Here is a 4296-nt window from a genome sequence, read left to right as displayed (position 1 = left end):
GTTGCCGAAAGATTCTCACACTCTGAGGAGCCGCGTAGCGGCGTCTCGAAGGATGTGCCACGGGCCTCGTGGTTCGAGACGCGCTTCGCGCTCCTCACCATGAGGAACTGGCCTACGCCGCCTTCGCTTCCACACTGTCGCAGAACTCGGCGAGACGGTCCGCCAGCCGCAATGTCGCCGGGCTGGCGTCGGGCGACGCCATCAATGCGATCTCCGTCTTCTCGATCGGCGCGAAGCCATCCTTCGCTGTCAGCATGCGATGACCGGGCTGGATCGCGATGTCAGACAGAATGCTCAGGCCCAGTCCCGCAGCCACCGCAGCCTGGATGCCGGCGAGGCCTGAACTCGTATAGGCCATGTGCCAGGAGCGCCCGGCGGTCTCCAGCGCATGGATGGCGCGCGCGCGATAAAGACAGCCGGCGGGAAAGCCGATCAGCGGCACGGATCCCGTGCTGATATCGAGCGGATGGCTCTTGCTGGTGACCCAATGCACCTTCTCGGGCCACACGGCGATCGCGCCCTTGTCGCCGGCGTCGCGCTTGAGCAGCGCGAGGTCGAGATCGCCGCGCTCGATGTCGCGCCTGAGATACGTGCTCTGGTCGGCGCGTACATCGAGCCGCAGGCCGGGCCGCGAGCGCGCAAAGGTCGCCAGCAATTTGGCGAGCCGATAGGCGGCAAAGTCCTCGGGGATGCCCAGCCTGACCGCACCCTCGCTTTCGGGGCGCGCCACCACGTCGCGCGCCTCTTCGGCAAGCGCCAACAGCCGCCGCGCATAGGACAGCAGCCGTTCGCCGGCCTCCGTCGGCGTCACGTCCTTGCCGTTGCGGTTGAGCAGCGGCTGGCCAACATCGTCTTCCAGCCGCTTGATCTGCTGACTCACCGTCGATTGCGTGCGGTGGACGCGCTCGCCGGCCCGGGTGAAGCCGCCGGCATCGACGACGGAGACGAAGCTGCGCAGCAGCTCCAGATCGAGCATGTGAATGCTCCATTTATAAATCCACTGGATATAATTTTATCATTTAATTTCCAAATATCAAGGTGCGGCCTTACATCGTGGCAGAGGAGATTTCCCATGTCGCTCGCGCCCTCGGTCGCGGTTTCCCGTACGACCTTCAACACGCTCCCGCTCACAATCGCGCTGTTCTGCCTGCTCTGGAGCTTTGCCTTCGTCGCCGGCAAGATCGGCGTCACCGATTGTCCGCCGCTGATCCTGCTCGCCGCGCGCTTCTCGCTGGCCGGCATCCTGATCCTCGGCATTTCCGCGCTGCGCAGCGAACAATGGGATTTGTCCTGGCGCGACGCCGCCGTGTTCGCCGTGCTCGGCGTCGCCAACAATGCGCTCTATCTCGGCCTCGGCTACACCGGGCTGAAGACGGTCTCCGCCGGTCTCGGCGGCCTGATCGTGTCGGCAAATCCGGTTTTCACCGCGATGCTGGCGGCGCTGTTCCTCGGCGAAGCCATGACCTTGCGCAAGGTGACGGGGCTGCTGCTCGGCATCGCCGGTGTGACCTTCATCGTCTGGCATCGCCTGGCGGTCGGCACGGATGACTGGCACGGCATCCTGTTCACGCTGGCCTCATTGGCGTCGATCGTCGTTGGCACCATCCTGTTCAAGGTGCTGGCGCCAAAGGGCTCGCTGTGGATCGGCAACGGTGTCCAGAACATCGCGGGTGGTCTCGCCGTCATGCCGTTTGCGTTCACGCTGTCCAGCGTCAGCGACATCGTGCCGAGCGCCCGGCTCGCCGGCGCCTTCGCGTTCCTGGTGCTCGGCGGCTCGATCCTGGCTTACCTGCTCTGGTTTCATCTCCTGAAAGTGTGTGGTGCGACGGCCGCGAGCGCCTATCATTTCCTGATGCCGCCGCTTGGCATGTTGTTCGCGTTTCTCGTACTTGGCGAACAGGTCGAGTTTCGCGATCTGCTCGGCATCGTCCCGGTGGCTCTCGGCATTTACCTGGTGACCCGTCCCGCGGCGGCAGCGTCGATCAAGAGGAGCGCGACATGAGCCTATCCATCACCCTGATCGGCGGCCCGACGGCGCTGATTGAGATCGACGGCTTCCGTCTCCTCACCGACCCGACCTTCGACGGCCCCGGCGACTATCAGCTACCGCATGTCAAGCTGGAGAAGTTGACCGGACCGGCGATGAGCGTGCGCGATGTCGGCGCAATCGATGCGGTGCTGCTGAGCCACGACCAGCACTCGGACAATCTCGACCATTCGGGCCGCGACTTTCTGAAGGAGGCGAAGCGGGTGCTGACAACGGAGGCAGGAGCCAAACGGCTCGGCGGCAACACCGAGGGCTTTGCGCCCTGGGGATCGACCGATTTGAAGAAGGACGGCCAATCGCTGACCATCACCGCAACGCCCGCCCGTCACGGGCCGGCCGGCATCGAGCCGCTGTCAGGCGATGTCATCGGCTTCGTCGTGCAATCGAGCAAGGCGGGCAGCCGCCCGGTCTACATCAGTGGCGACACCACCTGGTTCGATGGCGTCGCGGAAGTGGCAAGACGTTTCAAATGCGGCGTAGTGCTTCCTTTCGCCGGTGCCGCGCAAACCCGCGGACCGTTTCATCTCACGATGGATACCAACGACACGATCGAGACTGCGCGTGCATTTCCGGACGCCGTGATCGTGCCGGTGCACACCGACGGATGGAAACATTTTCGCCAGAACGCGAACGACCTGCGCGCCACCTTCGACACGCTGGGCTTCGGATCGCGATTGCGGATTCTGGAGCCGGGCGTTGCGACCGTCATCTCGGCGCTGCATCCCGCGTGAGCGCCTGCTATATCCGGCGCATCGTCCGTCAGGTAGGTTCCAGTCCAGGAACCGAATCCCTTTGGGGTCGTTGCCGGTGCGGCTGGATCGGGCATGACAAATCGCGCTAAATCAAATTCCAAACATCTTGCTGACAGGGCCTCCAATCATCCGAAACAGGCCGCCAGGAGCCAACCGCAGCGGGCGTTCAGCTTCCGCGATACGCTCAAGGCGCTCGGCCCCGGCCTGATCACCGGCGCGGCTGACGACGATCCGTCGGGGATCGGCACCTACAGCCAGGCCGGCGCGCAGTTCGGTTATGGCATCGGCTGGACGATGCTGCTCACGTTTCCCCTGATGGCGGCAATCCAGGAAATCTCGGCGCGGGTCGGCCGCGTCACCGGCCACGGCATTTCAGGCAATGTGTGCCGGCACTACCCGACCTGGTTGCTGAACGTCGTGGTGGGGCTGCTGTTCGTCGCCAATACGATCAACATCGGCGCCGATCTCGGCGCCATGGCTGACGCGGCCAGGCTCCTGATCGGCGGCCACAGCATCATCTATGTCTTGCTGTTCGGCCTCATTTCGGTCGGCGCGCAGATCTTCCTTGATTACAAGCGCTACGTAGCGGTGCTGAAATGGCTGACGCTCAGCCTGTTTGCCTATGTCGCGGCGCTCGCCTTTGCCAAGGTGTCATGGGGTGACGCGCTCACCGGCATCCTGTTGCCGCGCGTGAACTGGAGCGCGGACTATTTCACCACCATCGTCGCGATTTTCGGCACCACGATCTCGCCCTATCTGTTCTTCTGGCAGGCTTCGCAGGAGGCCGAGGACCAGCGCGTCGATGCGACCAAGCGTCCCTTGGTCGAGAAGCACTACGGCGCGCGCAGGGAATTTCATCGCATCCGGGCCGATACCATCGTCGGCATGGCGTTCTCCAACCTGATCGCGCTGTCGATCATCGTCACCGCGGCTGCGACGCTGCACGCCGCCGGCAAGACCGACATCCAGAACTCGGCCGAAGCCGCCGAAGCGCTGCGTCCGATTGCCGGCGCGCTCGCCGAAGCGATCTTCGCGCTCGGCATCGTCGGCACCGGATTGTTGGCGATCCCGGTTCTGGCCGGCGCCACCGCCTATGCGGTCGGCGAGGGGCGGCGCTGGCCGGTCGGCCTTGCCCGCAAGCCGAAGGAAGCAGCCGCCTTCTACGCCGTGCTGGCGCTGTCGGCGGGCATCGGCATTGCGCTGAATTTCACGCCGATCAACCCGATCTCGGCGCTGTACTGGAGCGCCGTCATCAACGGCGTGCTCGCCGTTCCCGTGATGGTGCTGTTGATGTTCATGGCCCGTCGGAAAGACGTGATGGGACGCTTTGTCGTCGGCGGCGCGCTCTATTGGCTGGGCTGGCTGTCGACGATCGCGATGCTGCTCAGCGTCGTCGCGATGGGTGTGGGGTTTTTCGCCGGGAAATAGCGCGCGACACATACTGACCTCATCCTGAGAGGGGGAGAATGTTTCGCTCTCGCCCGGAGAATTTTACAT

4 protein-coding genes are annotated in these 4296 nt (G+C 64.1%); 3 read left to right on the top strand and 1 reads right to left on the bottom strand.

Going from position 1 to position 4296, the window contains the following annotated elements; translation table 11 throughout:
* Positions 1 to 112: 112 nt before the first annotated feature.
* Complete coding sequence (locus V7E26_RS29430) at positions 113 to 976, bottom strand: LysR family transcriptional regulator (RefSeq protein WP_324422897.1); 864 nt, start codon at positions 974 to 976, stop codon at positions 113 to 115.
* Positions 977 to 1072: 96 nt separating this feature from the next.
* Here V7E26_RS29430 and V7E26_RS29425 point away from each other — a divergent pair, with 96 nt between their 5' ends.
* The 3 genes from V7E26_RS29425 to V7E26_RS29415 all read left to right on the top strand — a co-directional run bounded on the left by V7E26_RS29425 (position 1073) and on the right by V7E26_RS29415 (position 4227).
* Positions 1073 to 2002 carry a DMT family transporter gene (locus V7E26_RS29425; protein ID WP_324422896.1) on the top strand — a complete coding sequence of 310 codons (930 nt, stop codon included), beginning with the start codon at positions 1073 to 1075 and terminating at the stop codon, positions 2000 to 2002.
* The gene (locus tag V7E26_RS29420) at positions 1999 to 2778 is read left to right on the top strand and encodes an MBL fold metallo-hydrolase (RefSeq protein ID WP_324422895.1); all 780 of its coding nucleotides are present in this window, start codon (positions 1999 to 2001) and stop codon (positions 2776 to 2778) included. The genes V7E26_RS29425 and V7E26_RS29420 overlap by 4 nt, the downstream gene beginning before the upstream one ends.
* Positions 2779 to 2871: 93 nt before the next feature.
* Positions 2872 to 4227 (top strand): NRAMP family divalent metal transporter, encoded by a 1356-nt coding sequence (locus V7E26_RS29415; RefSeq protein ID WP_324422894.1) that lies wholly within the window; start codon positions 2872 to 2874, stop codon positions 4225 to 4227.
* The last annotated feature ends 69 nt before the right edge of the window (positions 4228 to 4296 follow it).

The sequence above is a fragment of the Bradyrhizobium sp. genome (assembly GCF_036735945.1).
Classification (GTDB): domain Bacteria; phylum Pseudomonadota; class Alphaproteobacteria; order Rhizobiales; family Xanthobacteraceae; genus Bradyrhizobium.
This window is presented reverse-complemented; position numbering and strand designations above follow the sequence as displayed.

What these genes read in the sequence shown, in the direction of transcription:
- V7E26_RS29430 (WP_324422897.1), bottom strand. Translation starts at nt 976, where the DNA reads ATGCTCGATCTGGAGCTGCTGCGCAGCTTCGTCTCCGTCGTCGATGCC.
- V7E26_RS29425 (WP_324422896.1), top strand. Translation starts at nt 1,073, where the DNA reads ATGTCGCTCGCGCCCTCGGTCGCGGTTTCCCGTACGACCTTCAACACG.
- V7E26_RS29420 (WP_324422895.1), top strand. Translation starts at nt 1,999, where the DNA reads ATGAGCCTATCCATCACCCTGATCGGCGGCCCGACGGCGCTGATTGAG.
- V7E26_RS29415 (WP_324422894.1), top strand. Translation starts at nt 2,872, where the DNA reads ATGACAAATCGCGCTAAATCAAATTCCAAACATCTTGCTGACAGGGCC.